We start from the raw sequence: 18,747 nt of genomic DNA on the forward strand, positions 1-18,747 counted from the left end.
AAATTGATTATTAGAAGCTTTGATAAGGACATGGGCTACTATTTCGGTTTCCAGAGAGGGAAGAATTGCTGAAAACTTCCTAACGCAGAATAAGTAACTTACCACCTTTGAGCAGCATTGGGGAACCTATTAGTATCCAATGCCGTAGATGCAAGCGTTATTGCTCCAAGCCATGAGAAAACCTTTATATGTTTTTTTTATGGGAAATTGGGTGGAACCACGGGTAAATGCACTCGTCCCTTCTTTCGGGATGAGTGCGTTTTTTGTTTTCAATTTTATAATAAAGCAATGAAAAGGACATGAATTATTTTTACTGTTATCAGAGAGGGAAGAACAGGTGAGAGCTTCCTAGCAAAGGGAAATAATTTACCACCTTTGAGCTATATTGGTGAACTAGAAGTAGTCAATATCGTTTATGCAACGTTACTGCACCAAGCCATAAGAAAACCACTGTGTTTTTTCATGGGAATTTGGGTGGAACCACGGGTAAAGACACTCGTCCCTTTCTTTAGGGATGAGTGTTTTTTTTATACCCAAAAACAAAAAGAGGAGTGAACAAAATGATTAAGGTAGTATTAGCAGATGGAAATAGCAAGGATTTTCCGAAGGGGAGTACGGTCGCTGAAATTGCTGAGTCTATAAGTGTAAGTTTGAAGAAGAAAGCAGTTGGTGCAAAGATAAATGACGAATGGATTGTAGATAGAAGTCATCGCATAGAGGAAGATGTACATTTGTCTATTATAACAATAGATTCCCGAGAGGGTGTTTCTATTATGCGCCATTCCAGCGCCCATGTAATGGCACAAGCGGTGAAAAGATTGTATCCGAATGTTCAGCTTGCAATCGGACCAGTTGTAGAGGACGGCTTTTATTATGATATGAAGCTTGACCATCGTTTAACGGTCAATGATTTAGAAGCTATTGAAACAGAGATGAAAAAAATTATCAAGGAAAATCTTCCCTTTATTCGAAAAGAGGTATCATATGAGAAAGCAAACGAGCTTTTTCAAGAAAAGGAGGAGAAGTTTAAACTGGAGCTTTTAGAGGCAATACCAAAAAATGAACCGATTTCCCTCTATCAACAAGGAGAGTTTATTGATTTATGCCGTGGCACTCATCTTCCCTCTACAGGTTTTATTAAAGCATTTAAATTAATGCGTGTATCTGGTGCTTACTGGAGAGGGGATAGTGAGAACGAAGTATTGCAGCGAGTATATGGAGTTGCATTTTCGAGTCGGCAGGAATTAGCGGAATACCTAGAGATGATAGAAGAAGCTGCTAAAAGGGATCATCGCAAGCTAGGAAAACAATTGGAGCTGTTTATGTTTTCAGAAGAGTCACCTGGCATGCCGTTTTACTTACCGAAAGGACAAATTATTCGCAATGAATTAGAGCAATTTTCAAGAGATCTTCAAGGAGAGGCTAGTTATGAAGAAGTGAGGACTCCGTTGATGATGAATGAGCGAATGTGGAAGCAATCAGGTCATTGGGATCATTACCATGAAAATATGTATTTTTCCGAAGTAGATGAACAAAAATTTGCATTAAAGCCGATGAATTGTCCGGGGCATATGCTTATATTCAAAAATAGTCTCTATTCTTATCGTGATTTGCCCATTCGATTAGCTGAATTTGGTCAGGTACACCGTCATGAATACAGTGGTGCACTAAACGGGATGCTTCGTGTTCGTACATTTTGCCAAGACGATGCCCATCTGTTTGTAAGAGAAGATCAAATCGAAGAGGAGATAAAAAACATCTTTCAATTAATTGATAAAGTCTATCGTACTTTTGGATTTGCCTATACTGTGGAACTCTCTACTAGACCAGAAGATTCGTTGGAAGGGGATGACATCTGGGAATTGGCAGAAGGTGCATTAAAAAATGTTTTAGAACATCTTGAAATAGAATATATTCTTAATGAAGGAGATGGAGCATTCTACGGTCCGAAAATTGATTTTCATATAAAGGATGCTTTAAAAAGAAGTCATCAATGTGCAACAATTCAGCTTGATTTTCAAATGCCAAAGCTTTTTAACCTAGCTTATATAAATGAGAACAATGAAAAAGTCTGTCCCGTTGTTATTCACCGTGCTATATATGGGTCAATTGATCGATTCTTTGGAATACTCATTGAACATTTTGCAGGTGCCTTTCCTGTTTGGCTTGCCCCCACACAGGTTGAAATTATTCCAGTCTCAACTGTTCACTTAGATTATTGCCTAGAAGTTCAATCTGCTTTAAAGGAAGCGGGGATAAGAGTGAAGATTGAGGACAGCAACGAAAAATTAGGGTATAAAATCAGAGCAGCACAAATGCAAAAGATACCATATATATTAGTACTCGGGGATAAAGAAAAAGAACAAAATAAAGTAAATGTAAGAAAGTATGGAGAAGCGGATTCTGAAGGACTATCTATAGAAACATTCAAACATAGGATAGAAAAGCAAATTAAAGAAAGAAGTCTGTAAAATAGGAAGGGATTCTATTTGAGTTATATGGAATCCCTATGCATTTTCTATTTACAGGCTACGGTTATATTGATATCTTTTCCATTGAAATCGGATAAAACAGCCGATGCAAAATCCGAGGATGGCAACGATAGAAGCGACCCAAACCATAATTGTAAAGATGTAGCCGACGATGGTCCAGTTAAGGAAAAAGGAAATAGAGCCAACAGCCAAACATACTACAGCAATTATTTGGTTAAACTGTTGTTGATCCCAGTCTTCTTGACGGTATTCCTTCCTTGGCTTTTGGAGAAACAAGCTGGCTAGTTTCATAATGGGATTCCATTGGAACAATAAACCTCCTAATCCTGCTAAAAGAGGTATAAGCAAAATCCAGTATTGCTGCATAAATAAACTAAGTAAAACAGAAAGAAAAATAATCCATTGATTAGTACGAACTAATGGCTGTGGAATTGTTTTCGCTAGAGTAGTCACAAAAACCAACCTTTCTTATAAGAATTATGTATATTATACGCTCTTATAAGTAATTTGTTAAGAATTAAATAAAAACTTGTAAGGTCAATATTCTTACAAGTTTTTATTCTGCTTCTCTTCTTCTAAAAAACTCCATAGTCTATACAGCTGAAGAACCGTTTTTTCTGGGTCGGTTATTAAATGATTATACATAGATGGATATTTCTGTAATTGAGAAAGGAGTAAAGCTTCTTCTATCGTAATTTCCTTTTCTGCCGTTTGATAGGATGCTCTTGCTTCCTTTGTCTCTGAGCGGCCAAGGAGATAATCAATGCTTACATCAAAATAATCAGCAAGTTTTTGTAATGTGTCTGTATCAGGTTTTCGATTACCTGTTTCATACCCTGAGATAGATACCTTTGTCACATTCATTGCATCCCCAAGCGTTTGTTGAGAAATGTTTGCTGACTTACGTAAATACCTCAATCTTTCTGGAAAATTCATCTGAATCAGCTCCTCATTTCGATACTTCTATTATATGTTAACAAATAGCTAACAGTAAATGATGAATATTTGTTAACAAATACGGAATTTTATATTGAAGTAAACTACTGGTTTACGTATAATTTTAATAAAAGGAAAAAAGATGATTGGTAGATGGGGTGTAAAAAATGCATTGGAATACACTGCGTATCATAAGAAAGCAATACGGCTATACCTATCAAATGATGGCTGATAAGCTAGGCATTACAAAGTCATATTATTGGCAAATTGAGAATGGCAAACGAGGATTATCTTATGAACAAGCAGTACAGATATCTAGTATTTTTTCCAAAACACCAGACGAAGTTTTTCTTCCAGATTATATAGTTAAATGATTTTCGCAATAAGAATAGAATTTAATAGGTATGAAGGAGGTTTATAGTGAAGGAGCAAATATACGTAACCGAGGAAAATCTTTTATTAATAAAAGAGGCGTTGGATTTTAGTATAAGAAATGCATCCAAAGGAATTCTATTCATTTTAGAAATGGTAAGCGAGAAAGTAACAACAAGCAACGATTGTACATTAAAGCTAGATGGAATGGAAATGGAAATTATTCTTGTATCATTGATTGAATTTGGGATTAGGTTACTATCATTTCATTCAGAGAAGGGAAATTTATGTATGAAAGAAGCAATTAGAATGGAACAGATCAAGCAGGGGTATCAAAGGAAAAATGGTCCAAAAATTATGTGTTAATTATTCTATTTACTCAAAAGATTTGAAGGTTTGGTTGATTTTCTTCTCGTACTATGTAAAAGTAAAGAGACTAACGAGAGAGGAAGATCAGAGTGAAAAAAAGAAATGTTGGTTTTATTGGGTGTGGAAAAATGGCCCAGGCGATGGTAAATGGAATGCTTCAATCTTCTTTTGCGAAGAGAGAAGAAATTTTGGCAAGCACAAAGTCGGCAGAGAGCGCACAAAATGTTAAGGAAGCTTTTCAAATAGAAACTACCTTGGATAATAAACAAGTAGCAAGTTATGCGGATGTTCTAATTGTTGCGGTTAAACCACATTTATATGGAGAGGTGTTACAAGAAATCTCCTCTTATGTGAAGGAAGAAACAATCATTGTTACAGTTGCTGCTGGAATTGATATAGCATACATAGAATCTCAAATGTCCAAGCAAATAAAGGTTATTCGCTCTATGCCAAATACTCCTTCCCTTGTAGGAGAAGGGATGACTGTATTTTGTGCAAATGATCGGATGAACGAAAAGGACATTGCTTTTATAAAAGATATGTTTGCATCATTTGGAAAAGTAGAACTGGTAGAAGAAAGTTTAATGGATTCTATTCCAGCCATTAGCGGCTCTTCTCCAGCATATGTGTATATGTTTATTGAAGCATTGGCAGATGGCGGTGTCCGTAGTGGGATTCCAAGAGATAAAGCTTATAAATTGGCTGCCCAATCTGTTTTAGGTGCTGCGAAGATGGTTTTAGAAACAGGCAAGCATCCTGGGGTATTAAAAGATGAAGTATGCACACCTGGTGGAGCAACGATTGAAGCAATCACTACGTTAGAACAGCATCAATTTAGAGGGACAATTTTAGCGGCAATGGAAAGCTGTGACCTGAAAAATCGTCAAATGAAAAATAAGATTAAATAGGATTAAATTTTTAAGATATAGAGGGGAATTTCTATATCCATTTCATTTTTCTTTTTATATAATGAAGGTAGTTTCTTGTTAAATAAGAAGAATGTACTAGCTAATATAGAAAGTAAAATTATTATCAAAAAATAATATAGAGTATTAATCAGGCCTTTTATTTGGTCTGTTTTTTTGTGCGAAATCTTTTTATTATTCTAATAAATAAAAATCGTAAAAGCAAATTAATTCTTTATTATATTTTGGGAATAATACAAAATGGTTTTTCAAAAAGATGCCTTCTAGTAAAAGGGGAGAGAAGTGTTGGATAAATATAAAGCAATATTTATTACAAAAATGACGCAGCAGTTAAAAAAAATATTAAACAAACAAGAGACAGAAATGATAAAAAATAAAGAAGTGTATGGCTTATTGCATATGTTTAAAGGAACATCAGGTACTTTGGATTTAGACTTATTATTTCATTTAGTTTCAGACCTAATGCGAAAAGTAGAAGAGCGGAAGGGAGATTGGACACAATCTGAACTAAAGGAATTCCTAAGTAAATTAATAGAAATTTGTGAGGAATATGAACATTTTCATGAGGAATTAAATAAAATTCCTGACTTTCGGAATACCGAGGTACCGCTTATACAATTAATTGATGATGATATTTCCTTATTAATCTTTTTAAAGGAAATGATGGAGCGTAAAGGTTGGATGGTAATAGCTAATTCAAATGCAGAACATGCAATGGAGCAATTTTATTCAATGCAGCCAGATTGTATCATTATTGATATTAATCTTCCTGTTAAAACGGGCTTCGATGTTCTTGACGATATTCATATGTATACAAAGCATTCCTTTGTTCCAAAAATCATCTGCAGTATAGATAATTCGAGAGAAAAAAGAATAACTGCATATAAAAAGGGGGCAGATGACTATATTGAAAAGCCACTTGATATGGAAGAATTTTTGATTCGAATTGAGAGACATATCGAAAGAAAAAGAACATTTGATCAATCTGTATTAATTGATGAATTAACCGAAGTGTATAATCGGAAATTTTTGAAGGACTCTTATAATCGATTTATTAGTGATACAATACGGACAAAAACTTCAGGGACTATTGCGATTGTAGATATTGATCATTTCAAAAAAGTTAATGATACATATGGACATGTCGTAGGTGACAAAGTACTAAAAGAATTCGCTCAATTTTTAAAAGGCAGTATAAGGAATACGGATACGTTATTTCGTTATGGAGGAGAAGAATTCGTTATTCTTTTTCAACGAGCAATAGAATCGGATGTAGCAGAGGTTTTAAATAGAATGCTGAAACGATTCTCGGAAATGATTTTTGAAGCGGATGGAGATCGCTTTTCCCTTTCTTTTTCTGCAGGAGTATTTGAAATTAATACAGGTGATATTCCGCTAAAGAAAGCACTAGAGCTAGCAGATGAGGCGCTATATTTGGCGAAGGAAAATGGCCGTGCTCGCATTGAAAGTGCGAATAAAATGAAAGATACACCTAATAAAAAATTACTGAATATTTCTATCGTTGATGATGATTCTCTTATTCGTTCTATATTAATAAATATTTTGGATTCAATCGAAATTAATAATCTTATGATTGATGTAGCAGAATATGAAGACGGGATTCAATTTCTTGAATCGAATCGATTACAAGAAAATGGCATGCATTTTCTCATCCTCGATGGAATTATGCCAGTGATGGATGGGATAGAACTACTGCAAATTGTTAAAAAGACATCTTATAAGCACAATGCCCATATCCTCATGTTGACTGGTAGAAAGAGTGAACATGACATTGCAGAAGCATTAAGATTAGGTGCAGATGATTATGTAACAAAACCATTCAGCATCAAGGAGTTACAGGCTAGAATAACAAGGTTAATTACGAGGATGATTTAAATTGGAACAAGAGATAAAGCTTTTACAAATTGTTAGTATTATCTTATTTGTCATTCTATTATGTTTATTAACCTATTTAATCATTAGGAAGACTGTTGAAAATAGACAATATAATAAGATTAAAGAAAGAAAAAAACAACTAATTGGACTAGTCTTTGAGCATTTTAGAGATGGTAAGAAAATAATGAAGAAAATAAATCAAACAAAAATAGATAAAAAGGCAATGGAACGGGTGCTCTCCGAATTCTCTGAAAGAATAGAAGGAGAAGAAGAAGAACAGCGACTGCATGAGCTTGCTGTTTTTTATTTGAAAGATAAATATATGAAAGAAATAAAGTCAAGGAATTGGAGTAAACGTATGAATGTTCTTTATAAAATCGAGGATTTTCATATGCAAGAAATGGAACGGAATGTTATTAGCCGTTTACATAATAGGAATTGTACAAGTGATGAAAAGATACAGATTTATCGTATTCTAGCAGTTTTTCAGTATGAAAAGCTTTGGTCGATGATTAATCAAGATGAGATACTTTCCGAGAAGAATTACAGAAGTATATTGCTCCGAGTTAAGTACGCTATGTTTGAGCAGTTTATTCAATCTTTTTATTATTGTAGAGAAGAGTTACAATTAGCTATTTTAGATGTAATAAGCATGAAAAAGAAAATTGAATATGTAGTATTTTTGGAAAATGTTTTTGAAAAGTATGATGGAGAGATAAAATTAAAAGCTTTAAAGGCAATTTCTTCCATAGGTTATGTGGAAAATATAGAGGATTACCTTTTTTTAGCTAAGTCTAAAGTATGGCAGGAGAGAATGATGATTGCCAAACTCTTAGGTACTAATAGAGATAACTATATTCCATTATTAATAAGACTTCTCCACGATTCTTCTTGGTGGGTTCGATCTCAGGCAGCTGAATCTATTATGAACTTTAAAAAAGGTAGAGATATTTTACTAGAAATAGTTAAACATTCCAAAGATAAATTTGCACAAGATATGGCCAGGGAATGGTTAAATAAAGGAGATAATTAGATGGTATATCAATGGTGGACAACTGTCGTCCAGACCTTTGCCTTGTTTATTGCTATTTATATGGTAATTATTATTTTGTTTTACTCCATTATCCTATTTATTTCGATGCTTCAATTGCGGAAAGAATATAAATTAAATAGGGAGGATACCTTCGAAGATATTTCTAATGAATGGTATACCAAACCAGTATCGATAATTGTTCCTGCCTATAATGAGGAAGCTGGAATCATTCCAAGTGTACGTTCCTTGTTAAGTATTGATTATCCTCAATTTGAAATTATTGTTGTTAATGATGGATCAAAGGATAATACACTCCAGAAAATGCTCGAACATTATGAAATGGTTAAGATAGAAAAGGTTGTGAGGAAGCAGATAGTAACAAAGCCTATTAAAGGGATTTATCAATCAAAATTATTACCTAAATTATATTTGATTGATAAAGAAAATGGAGGAAAAGCAGATGCATTGAATGTTGGCTTGAATTTTTCTCATTTCCCTTATATTTGTTCTTTAGATGGTGATTCCGTTTTAGAGAGAGATGCCTTCTTAAAGGTGATGAAGCCTATAATGGATAGTAGTGAGGAGGTCATTGCTTCTAGTGGTAGTATTAGAATTGCAAATGGATGTACCATAAAAAACGGACAAGTATTGAATATAGGGTTAACTCATCATCCTCTAGTTATTATGCAAATAATAGAATATTTAAGAGCGTTTCTTATGGGGAGAATTGGATTAAGCAGACATAATTTATTATTGATTATTTCTGGAGCGTTTGGTGTCTTCTCGAAGAAATGGGTATTAAAGGCAGGTGGCTATCAAACAGATACGGTTGGAGAAGACATGGAACTTGTCATTCGAATCCATCGTTTAATAAAAGAATCTAAAGAGAAAAAGAAAATTGTTTATGTTCCTGATCCAGTTTGCTGGACAGAGGTTCCAGAAGAAATGAAGTTTTTAAGAAGACAACGAAGAAGATGGCATAGAGGGCTATTCGAAAGCCTTTGGAATCATAGAAAGTTAACGTTTAACCCTAAATATGGGAATATCGGTTTAATTTCCTTTCCGTATTTTTGGATTATCGAATTTATGGGACCTGTTGTGGAAGGGTTAGGATATGTGTATACCCTTATTGCTTTATTTTTTGGAGGAATCTATTTAGAATTTGCTATCTTAATTTTTTTACTATCCTGTATATACGGTTCCATTTTTTCAATGGCAGCAGTCCTATTAGAAGAATGGAGCTTACGTAAATATCCGAAAGTTTCACATATTATTTACTTGTTTTTCTATTCTCTAACCGAAACCTTCTGGTATCGCCCATTAACTGTTTTTTGGCGATGTGAAGGGATTTGGCAATTAATAAGAGGGGATAAAAGTTGGGGAGAAATGAGCCGTAAAGGAGTATCTAAATGAAATGGAATAAATCTATTGTTTTCTTTTTCCTCATCATCTTTTGTATTGGACTTTTAACAAGTCCTTTTTGGCTTTGGAAATTAAAAGACAATAAAGAATTAAATGTACTTATAATGGATAAAACGGTTCCTGATTCTTCCTATCGTGAGCATGAAGGACTTATGTGGGTATTAAATAATCAAAAATATGTGAAAAACAATCAAGAATCATATAGGAAAGAAACTGATTATGTAGGCTTTAAACGAGAAGTTAAAAATAAAAAATCAAATTTGCCAGATGATTTATCCAAATATGATCTTATTTACATGACCGACCAATATGGTGTTTATGAGGAAGAGTATTATGGAACAAATAGTCTTGGAAAAAGATCAGAGCAAATTGTCGGTGGCCTAGAATTAGAAGAAGTTGAAAAAGTAGAGGATGCATTATTTCAAAACAATAATAAAACGCTAATCGCTGAATTTAACACTTTTGCTAGTCCAACTAGTGATGAAGCACGTGAAAAGATAACCAATCTTCTTAATGTTTCATGGAGTGGGTGGATAGGTAGATATTTTTCTGACATGAATAGTACGGAAGTCCCTATTTGGGTTAAAGAGAATTATGAAAGTATTTATAAAGATAAGTGGACTTTCAAAGGTGCAGGAATCGTGCTAATTAATAAGGAGGACCATTTAGTTGTATTATCAAAAAAAGAGCTTGCAAGTGAGAAGATAATATTTTCTACCACAGATATAGGCGAGAAGGTATTTGATGAACAAATTAGTTCAAATTATGGCTACTGGTTTGATATGGTAGAGGCAAAGGAAACGAAGGATGTACTTGCTACTTATACGCTCCCAGTTAGTAAAAAAGGAAAAGCCATCTTATCGGAGTATGGGTTACCTAGTCAGTTTCCAGCTATCATACAAAATATAAATCAACAATATACGTCTTATTATTTTGCAGGTGATTATGCAGATGAAGCAGAGGTACCAGCTATTTATGAAACAGTAGGCTTTGATTATTGGAAAAAATATGTTTCTTACCGGCATTCATTTTATTGGAATACTTATGTACCGATTATGAAACATATTTTAAAGGATGGGTCACACTCTAATGCTACGAATAAAAGTCATAAAGTAGAAACAACTACAACAAATAATTTAAAAATTAATTCTAAAACGGACGATACGTATATCCAAGTTCTAAAGGATAATAAATGGACAAATTTTCTTGTTAAAGGGGTTAATATGGGAATATCTAAGCCTGGAGCTTTTCCTGGAGAAACGGCTATAACAAAGGATGAGTATTTACGATGGTTTAAAGATATAGGTGCCATGCATGCAAATACAATCAGGGTCTATACATTGCATCCGCCAGCTTTTTACCAAGCATTGTATGAATATAATCAGTTGGCAGAAGAACCTTTATATCTCTTTCATGGCGCATGGATAAATGAAGAAATACTTGTAGAAAAACAGAATGCTTATGCAAAAGAAGTGGAGAAAGATTTTAATCGAGAACTAACAAACATGATTGATATCATTCATGGAAATGCATCGATACCGGAAAGCCTAGGGCATGCTTCAGGAGAATATACGTATGATATATCTAAATATGTTTTAGGAATTATGATTGGGATTGAGTGGGATCCTGAAGTTGTTAAGAATACGAATGAACAAAATAAAGAAATAACCTCCTATCAGGGAACTTACTTTAAAACAGATGCTGCTTCTCCTTTTGAAAGCTGGCTTGCTTTAAAAATGGATGATACAGCAAAATATGAGGCTGAGAAATATGGGTGGCAACATACTATGAGCTTCACTAATTGGGTTACAACTGATTTGCTTGAACATCCATATGAACCAGATTCACAAGAAGATATGTCTGTTGTAAATCCAAATCATATTGAAGCAACAAAAAAATTTCAGGCTGGGTTAATTGCTTCTTATCATGTATATCCGTATTACCCTGATTTCTTAAATTATGAGCCAAAGTACCAAAGCTATATTAATTCACAAGGAAAGCAAAGTAATTTTGGTGCCTATTTACAGGATTTAAGAAAGGCCCATAATATGCCCGTATTAATTGCTGAATTTGGTGTGCCATCTTCAAGAGGAAAAACACATGATAATATAAATGGAATGACGCAAGGTTTTCTGTCCGAACAAGAGCAAGGAACATTTGATAAAGAAATGTTTCAAATGATTGTAGATGAAGATTATGCTGGTGGTTTAGTTTTTACATGGCAGGATGAATGGTTCAAGCGGACATGGAATACGATGGAATACGATAATCCTGATAGAAGGCCATTTTGGTCCAATATCCAAACAAATGAGCAGCATTTTGGGTTATTGAGTTTTGATGCAGGTAAATATGAGCCGGCCATCTATATAGATGGCAATTTAAAGGACTGGGAAAAGCTTCAGGTTTCGCCTTTGTATTCAAATATATCTTCAGAAGAAGGAATGCGATCTATCTATGTAAGTAGTGATGAACAACAATTAAATATGCGAATTGACTACTATCAGCCACTAGACTTACAAAAAGATACTACCTATATACTGTTAAATACGATTAATGAGCAGGGACAAAAATCAATATCCTTAAAAAATCAAAAGATAAACGCAGATTTTGGCGTGGACTTTCTAATCAAAATTGCTGATGAGAAAAATTCAGAAATAGTAGTAGACAGTTATTATGACTCTTTCCATTATCAATATGGATCTATTTTGCATATGGTCAAGGAAGAATCCTATGCACGTAAGAAGAATAACGGAGTATTTCATCCTATACGGTTAACCTTAAATAAGGAATTAGAAATACCTGATTCTAATATTCCCTTTCAATCTTATGTGACAGGAAAACTTCTTTTTGGAAATGGGAATCCTACTAGTAAAGAATTTGATAGCTTAACGGATATCAGTGTGAGCGAAGATAGAAAAACAATTGAAATTCGTATACCTTGGGCTTTGTTGAATATAAAAGACCCAAGTCAGAAAGAAGTTATGGCTGACCTATGGAAAAAAGGTTTAGAGGGTAGCGAATATATTAAGGGGATTCAAATAGCAGCAGTAATGGAAAACGAGGATAAAGTAATATCATCCTTACCAGCTCTTTCAAAAGATGATAGGATATCATCTGATTCTTCTGAATGGTATACATGGGATGAATGGGAGACACCAGCTTATCATGAACGTTTAAAAGCTTCTTATTATATTCTGCAGGATGCTTTTTCAGAAATAAATTAGGGGGGAACAGATTTGAAAAGAATTTTGTTAGCAGAAGATGAAGAAGTTTTAAGGATGTTAATAGTTGATACATTGGAAGATGAGTATTTGGTGGATGAAGCACAAGATGGGGGGGAAGCCTTCCAATTAATTAATAAGAATCAATATGATTTATTAATACTCGATTATATGATGCCAATTATGACAGGATTAGAAGTGATTGAAAAAGTAAGAGTGGATAAAGAGAAAGAGCATCTAAAAATTATGATGCTCTCTGCAAAAAGCCAAGCGAGCGAGCAACAAGCTATTATTGAAGCTGGGGCTGATTACTTTATGGCAAAACCATTTAGTCCACTTGATTTATTAGAAAAAGTAGGCGAAATACTTGATGAAAATTAGAGAATATTTAAGTAAAAGCATATCAAGGCAGTTTGTTGCTTTGATGTGTTTTTTCAGTCTGCTATTCGTAATTGGCTGCTTATTCCTTGCAATCGGACAGAAGAAATTGAATGAACAGTATGTAGAAGAAAGAGCAGAGATACTAGAAAAAACATCAATTGTTAGAGGGCTACAAGGTAAACTAGAAACTGCATTGCTAGATGCAAGAGGATACTTCGCATTTAATAATTCAGCTATGAAATCATCTGCTTTAAAGATGGATGCAGAGACGAGTGAGCTTATTGAACAATTTAAAGCTATCTCAACAACAGAAAAAGATAAATTATTAGCGGAAAAGTTGGCAAGCTTTCATTCCTATTATTTTAAAGAAATATTGCCCCAAGCAATTATTTACTTTGAAGAAGGAGAAGTGGAGAAAGTTATCAATATTTCTAATGGTGGTGGAGCCAATCAAATCAGTCATATAAAGGATTCGCTAACCAGCTATTTAGTCTCCATGACTAATCAGTTAAATAGTAAGGTAAATGAACTAAATAAGAGTATTACTATAATTCAAATGAGTTTTCTTGTTTACATTTTTTTGATTATGACCATTATTTATTTGATAGGTAGAGTAGGAATTAAAAAAATAGGTAAACCTCTATCAGATTTATCAAATGTAGCAAATGAAATTGCAAAGGGGAAAGATGCGCAAATTAAGGTGGATACAAAACGAGCCGATGAGATTGGAACTCTTTCTATTGCATTTAATCACATGTATCAAAGTGTACAGGATAAAGAACAAGATTTAATGGCGCATAACGAGGAGCTAATGGCTCAGCAGGATGAGCTGCATGCACAGCAGGTAGAGTTAGAAAAGGTAATAGAAACAGTTCAAGCCAATAAGGAATCGTTAAAGCGAAGAAATGATTTAATTAATAGTATCTCAAATTCTTTGTATAAAGATGAAGTACTGGAAAGCATTATTATTCATCTAGCAGCAATTCTGCAGGCTGACAGAGGAATTATATTATTACTAAAGGATCAAACCTATGCATCCTACGGTATTGTGGAAGAAGGGGCTGAGCAATTTAAAAATTATGTGTTTAAGGGGTTGCTTGATCGATTACAAAAGGCAAAAGAACCAATTATTATAAGAAGAGAAATGGAATTATCCGAAAAAGGATATCACCTTGAAAAAGGATTTACACATGATTTGTATATTCCTGTCTATAATTCGAATGATGAAATAATAGCAGTGATGATGCTAAGTCGTTTTAGTGATCCTTTCTCCGTATTGGATAAGGAAGAATTTATTGCACTGGCAAAGCAAATTAGTATTTCACTAGAAAAAATTGCATTATTTGAGCAAACAGAAAATGATCGCGAATTAAATCTCGATATATTAAACACACTGCAAGAGGGAGTTCAAGTAGTATGTGAAATTGGTGAAATAATTATTGTAAATAAGAAATTTGAAGAAATTGTCGGAGAGACCAATGAAAATATATTTTATCCAGGTAGTGGATGGGATAAATGGCAACATCATCTAAAGACTCACTTTATGGATGCGGAAGGGCTATTGAATTATATTCAAGCCTCTATAATGGAAAAACCATATAATGAGTTTCTCACTTTTATGAAAAACGGTCGAGTGATTAATATTTATGCAGAAGAACTTTATAGAAGAAATGAAAAATTCGGGACTATTTTTGTATATAGGGATATAACCAAGGAATATGAAGTTGATAAAATGAAGTCAGAGTTTGTAAGTACTGTAAGTCATGAACTACGGACACCTTTAGCAAGTATTCTGGGGTTTACAGAATTAATGATAAATCGCGATTTAAAAGTCGAAAAACAGAAGAAATACTTACAGACGATATATGGTGAAGCTAAAAGACTAACTTCCTTGATAAATGATTTTCTAGATATTCAAAGAATGGAAGCAGGGAAACAAACCTATGAAAAGAAAAATGTTGATCTATTATCCATTGTTGAAAGAGTTAAGGAGAATCTATCTATCCAATCAACCGCTCATCAAATAGAAATTAAACAAATGGTGGAGGAAAGTATTGTAATGGGAGATAAGGCAAAGATAGAACAAGTAATAGAAAATCTTCTTAGCAATTCTGTTAAATATTCTCCAAATGGAGGGAAAATAGAAGTTATTTTATATAAAGAACATAATCAGGTATGTGTTGCCTTTAAGGATGAGGGGTTAGGAATACCTGCGTCTGCAATGGATAAGTTATTTTCAAAATTTTATCGTGTAGATAATACAGATCGAAGAAAAATTGGCGGAACTGGCTTAGGATTGTCCATCGTGCAAGAAATAATGCATGCACATGATGGTAAAGTGAAAGTGGAATCTGAATTTGGGAAAGGGAGTACTTTTACATTAGTTTTTCCTGCTAGCCATACAAGTAATATGTTAAGCCACGAGGAATCTATAGAAAACAAGCAGTTGTACTCAGTCATGGTAATAGAGGATGATATAAGCTTGGGAGAATTAATTGTTCATGAGCTAAAGGACAATGATTTTCAAGTAGTCATTTATAAAAAAGCACAAGAAGCCCTCCAAATGTTAGAAAAGCATCCAACCGATGCCTTGGTACTTGATATTATGCTTGAAGATGAAAATTTAGACGGCTGGGAAATTATTAAGTATATGAAGAGATCAGAAAAGTTAAAAGATATTCCCATCATTATTTCATCTGCCCTTGATGAGAAAGAAAAAGGAATAGCATTAGGAGCGATGGATTACCTAGTAAAGCCTTATCCACCGAGCGAACTTTCAAAAATAATTATGCAGACCTTATTAAAGATGGGAAAGGTAGGGCAAGTCTTAATACCAAAAAATGATTGAAAATAAAAATATGTATTTAATAGGAGAAGGACCAATGCTTCTCCTATTAAAACTAGATGGAAATCTTCTTTTTTGACAATAATGTCGTAAAGATAGCGACACAGAAAATAGTCATAAAAGAGGCTATAAGTGTAGGAATACCGACAATTTTATAGCCACTTAATAAAACTATACCGTCTATTAAAAAGATGATGATTCCCACATGAATGGATAGGATATTTGCAAGCACTTGGGCAAGAAGGTCTGTTCCCCCGGTGCTTGTCTCAAATCGAAGCATAACCCCAATCCCAACTCCAATAATTACTCCACCGAGAATAGCACTTAATACAAGATTTAGCGAGAAGATTTCTCGTAAAAAAGAAAGTACGTCAATAGAAAAAGAAGAAGTAAGAAACCCGAAAATTCCATAAATGAAATAATCCTTATTATAAAACCAAACAAGTATATACAAGGGTAAACTTAAAATCATCATCGAAAGACCTGTTGGAATGTCATAGTGATAATGAAGGATAAGCCCAATTCCAATAATACCTCCATCTAGAAGATGATGAGGCACTAAAAACCCATTAACCCCAATGCCTATTAGTAAGCTCCCGACAAAAATGGCAGCGATTTTTTCCATCACTAAACATCATCCTAACTTTTCTTGTCCATTTTATTCATATCTATGTGAAAAAGAAGAAAAATAGAAGGGGGTATGTGGAAGGGAAAAATATTTTAATAAGAGAGTCTACTATTATATATAATAATTTGAATAGACAGAAAAATAGGTTGTCAGATAGATAGAATAGCAATAAACTTAAAACTAAAGAAAAACCAGGGGATGAAGGTATGTATAATCAATTGGCATCTTTAACATTGGCACAACAAGTAGAATTTTTGACAAAAAGACTTATTGAAATGGAAAGCTATAGTGGAACAGAAGGAGAATTAGACAAGGCTAACTATTTATATGAAATAATTGCCTCCTTTCCTTATTTTCAGGCATATCCAGATTATGTATGGAAGCAGGACATAGAAGGGGATGAACGGATAAATGTATGGGCTTTATTACAAGGCAATTCAAATAAAAAAGAAACGGTGATTTACCATGCACATGTAGATACTGTAGGGATAGAAGATTATGGAAAGCTAAAGGACATTGCTCATGATCCGGATAAACTAGCAGCATTTTTTAAAAGCTATGATGGGGATGAAGAGGCTAGAAACGATGCCCGAAGCGGAGATTGGATGTTTGGGAGAGGTTCTCTTGATATGCAAAGTGGAATAAGTATTCATCTAGCGAATCTTCTCTATTACATGAATCATCGAGAAAAGCTTGATGGAAATATTCTAATCTTATTCAATGCCGATGAGGAGAATCAACATGTTGGCATTAGAGGAGCTTTAGATGAACTCGTTCGTCTTCAACAAGAAAGAGGATTATCCTATGTGGCTGCTATTAATAATGATTTCATTTCGCCTTTATATAATGGAGATCAAACAAAATATGTATATTGTGGGGGAGCAGGAAAGTTATTGCCCTGTTTTTCTATTTTAGGAAGAGAGGCACATGTTGGCGAAAGCTTGCTTGGGATTGACCCGACATTCATTGCTTCAGAGATTAATAGAAGCATTAATCAAAATTTTTCTCTAGCAGAAAAGCTGGATAATGAATTAGTCCTACCGCCTAGCTGCTTGTTTATGAAAGAGAGTAAGCAAAGCTATAATGTTCAAACACCTGTTAGTATCAGAATGTATTTTAATTATTTTATTTACAAAAAAACACCAAGTGATGTATTAGTCTCCTTAAAAAGGATCGCCCAAACAGCATGTGTAAAGATAGAGAACGAATTAGCGAATAACTACACTGCATTTTGCAAAGCGAATTATCTCCCAGAACGGTCGATTAACTGGAAAACAGATGTGATGACAATTCAAGAATATATAGAGTATTTAAAGGAGCATGGAGAAGAACCAGAAAAGCACTTGAATAGCTTACTAAAACGCTTGCCGGAAGATTTAGATGATCGATTAAAAGCTTTTGAACTAGTAGAAGGCTTACAGCAATTAGATCCAGAAAAGAAGCCTCGGGTTATTCTGTTTTTTGCTCCACCATTCTTACCATCTAATACGTTACAAATGGATGAACAGTCCGTTTATTTAAAAGAAGTATTGGAAGAAGTGTTACAAGAGGCGGAAGAGGAGTACAAGGAAGTATTTCCGTTAAGAGGGTATTTCCCTTATTTATGTGACGGTAGCTTCTTAGCATTTAATGGGAATCAAACAGAGATTGAAACAGTGGTCGCAAATTTTCCAGGAATGAATGAATTATTTCCATTAGATTTGGGAAAAATGCAGAGTCTAAATATTCCTGCTCTTAACATTGGTGTATATGGAAAAGGGGGACATAAATGGACGGAAAGAGTATATAAACCCTATACTTTTCAAACTTTGCCTTTACTTATTAGAAAGGTTACAGAGAGATTACTTACACTTTAAAAAATAAAAGAGGCTGGGACAAATCTAAATAACTAATCTTTAAAGACGAACAATCTCTAATTTAGCTCTTAAATAAAGCTACTTTCTCAAGATGGTTATCTATGTTTTAAATATAGTCAAGAGTAAAAACTAAGTCGTTCCATTGCGCTACAGACGGTCGCTTTCCGCGGGGAGGAAGCTGAGCCTCCTCGCTGCGAGACCACTGAAAAACTGATAGCTATTGATGATTGGTCGTAACCGCCTTTTAAACTTAGATGTGTAAATTGTTTTCCGAGGTGACCACTTGCTTTCCATGGGGCGAGCGCCGAGCCGCTTCGTCGCTACGCTCCTGCAGGGTCTCGGACTTTCTCGCTGCTCCCATAGGAGTCAA

At 34.2% G+C, this 18,747-nt stretch carries 14 protein-coding genes and 2 other annotated features; of the genes, 11 read left to right on the forward strand and 3 right to left on the reverse strand.

The genetic code is table 11. The features are described 5' to 3' along the window. The first annotated feature begins 10 nt into the window (after positions 1-10). Positions 11-244: a binding site (T-box leader), on the forward strand. 35 nt (positions 245-279) lie between these two features. Beyond that, positions 280-507, forward strand: a binding site (T-box leader). A gap of 44 nt (positions 508-551) precedes the next feature. Next, on the forward strand, positions 552-2,471 hold the full coding sequence (gene thrS, locus ACTNDN_RS14795) for a threonine--tRNA ligase (protein WP_251628424.1): 1,920 nt from the start codon (positions 552-554) through the stop codon (positions 2,469-2,471). 51 nt (positions 2,472-2,522) lie between these two features. On the opposite strand, the gene ACTNDN_RS14800 is transcribed toward thrS, so the two are convergent. Beyond that, complete coding sequence (locus ACTNDN_RS14800) at positions 2,523-2,945, reverse strand: DUF4395 domain-containing protein (RefSeq protein WP_235251770.1); 423 nt, start codon at positions 2,943-2,945, stop codon at positions 2,523-2,525. A 93-nt stretch (positions 2,946-3,038) separates the two neighbouring features. Further along, on the reverse strand, positions 3,039-3,428 hold the full coding sequence (locus ACTNDN_RS14805) for a helix-turn-helix domain-containing protein (protein WP_031535748.1): 390 nt from the start codon (positions 3,426-3,428) through the stop codon (positions 3,039-3,041). A 167-nt stretch (positions 3,429-3,595) separates the two neighbouring features. On the opposite strand from ACTNDN_RS14805, the gene ACTNDN_RS14810 reads away from it, so the two are divergent. From ACTNDN_RS14810 to ACTNDN_RS14850, 9 genes are all read left to right on the forward strand, one after another. After that, a complete protein-coding gene (locus tag ACTNDN_RS14810; RefSeq protein WP_031535746.1) occupies positions 3,596-3,802 on the forward strand; it encodes a helix-turn-helix transcriptional regulator in 207 nt (68 codons plus the stop codon). A gap of 46 nt (positions 3,803-3,848) precedes the next feature. Then, positions 3,849-4,166 carry a hypothetical protein gene (locus ACTNDN_RS14815; protein ID WP_441131366.1) on the forward strand — a complete coding sequence of 106 codons (318 nt, stop codon included), beginning with the start codon at positions 3,849-3,851 and terminating at the stop codon, positions 4,164-4,166. 92 nt (positions 4,167-4,258) lie between these two features. Further along, positions 4,259-5,077 carry a pyrroline-5-carboxylate reductase gene (gene proC, locus ACTNDN_RS14820; protein ID WP_441131367.1) on the forward strand — a complete coding sequence of 273 codons (819 nt, stop codon included), beginning with the start codon at positions 4,259-4,261 and terminating at the stop codon, positions 5,075-5,077. Between the two features lie 303 nt (positions 5,078-5,380). After that, positions 5,381-6,991, forward strand: a complete 1,611-nt coding sequence (locus ACTNDN_RS14825; protein ID WP_441131368.1) for a diguanylate cyclase — start codon at positions 5,381-5,383, stop codon at positions 6,989-6,991. 1 nt (position 6,992) lies between these two features. Continuing rightward, entirely contained in the window at positions 6,993-8,024 is a 1,032-nt protein-coding gene (locus tag ACTNDN_RS14830) for a HEAT repeat domain-containing protein (RefSeq protein WP_441131369.1), read from the forward strand. Then, the gene (locus ACTNDN_RS14835; protein ID WP_441131370.1) at positions 8,025-9,437 is read left to right on the forward strand and encodes a glycosyltransferase family 2 protein; all 1,413 of its coding nucleotides are present in this window, start codon (positions 8,025-8,027) and stop codon (positions 9,435-9,437) included. Further along, positions 9,434-12,670, forward strand: a complete 3,237-nt coding sequence (locus ACTNDN_RS14840) for a hypothetical protein (RefSeq protein WP_441131371.1) — start codon at positions 9,434-9,436, stop codon at positions 12,668-12,670. Before ACTNDN_RS14835 ends, ACTNDN_RS14840 begins: the two co-directional genes overlap by 4 nt. A gap of 12 nt (positions 12,671-12,682) precedes the next feature. After that, positions 12,683-13,048: a response regulator transcription factor gene (locus ACTNDN_RS14845; RefSeq protein ID WP_441131372.1), complete on the forward strand. Its 366-nt coding sequence runs from the start codon at positions 12,683-12,685 to the stop codon at positions 13,046-13,048. Beyond that, a complete protein-coding gene (locus tag ACTNDN_RS14850) occupies positions 13,038-15,896 on the forward strand; it encodes an ATP-binding protein (RefSeq protein ID WP_441131373.1) in 2,859 nt (952 codons plus the stop codon). The genes ACTNDN_RS14845 and ACTNDN_RS14850 overlap by 11 nt, the downstream gene beginning before the upstream one ends. Before the next feature lie 52 nt (positions 15,897-15,948). Here the strand turns inward: ACTNDN_RS14850 and ACTNDN_RS14855 are convergent, their stop codons facing one another. Continuing rightward, positions 15,949-16,518 carry a YitT family protein gene (locus ACTNDN_RS14855; protein WP_231512507.1) on the reverse strand — a complete coding sequence of 190 codons (570 nt, stop codon included), beginning with the start codon at positions 16,516-16,518 and terminating at the stop codon, positions 15,949-15,951. Between the two features lie 209 nt (positions 16,519-16,727). Between ACTNDN_RS14855 and ACTNDN_RS14860 the strand changes: the two genes are divergently transcribed. Next, positions 16,728-18,377: a M20/M25/M40 family metallo-hydrolase gene (locus ACTNDN_RS14860; RefSeq protein ID WP_441131374.1), complete on the forward strand. Its 1,650-nt coding sequence runs from the start codon at positions 16,728-16,730 to the stop codon at positions 18,375-18,377. Positions 18,378-18,747 lie beyond the last annotated feature (370 nt).

The organism is Niallia sp. HCP3S3_B10, assembly GCF_052064465.1.
GTDB lineage: Bacteria > Bacillota > Bacilli > Bacillales > Cytobacillaceae > Niallia > Niallia hominis.